Origin of the sequence: Halomonas sp. SIMBA_159 (assembly GCF_046536035.1) — a bacterium.
Taxonomy (GTDB): Bacteria; Pseudomonadota; Gammaproteobacteria; order Pseudomonadales; family Halomonadaceae; genus Vreelandella; species Vreelandella venusta_A.
Window position 1 is genome coordinate 1 of sequence record NZ_JAWJBT010000506.1, and the last position, 274, is coordinate 274.

Genomic DNA, 274 nt, shown 5'->3' on the forward strand with positions numbered 1-274 from the left:
GGTTGATCCGCAGCGGTTCGCCGGCGTCGTCGCGCACGTCCACGCCGGCCAGCAGCTCGCGCCAAGCCGGCGGGATGCCCGTAGCGCCTTCCAGCGCGCGACGCGGCACGACCACCAGCTCGGCTTCGATCTGTTCGCCGTGCTGCGCCAGCAGGCGGGCGTCGAACCAGACGTCGGCGGCCTCGAACGGAGTCTGCCGGTCGATCTCGAAACGGCTGACTTCCTGCAGGCGGGCGGCGGCGGCGGCCGGCAGGCGCAACGGCCGGCGCAGGGC

1 protein-coding gene is annotated in these 274 nt (G+C 74.5%); it reads right to left on the reverse strand.

The annotated features are described in order from the left end of the window. Positions 1–274: hypothetical protein (locus R0J87_RS20210; RefSeq protein WP_498888489.1), on the reverse strand; the 274-nt coding region annotated here is incomplete at both ends.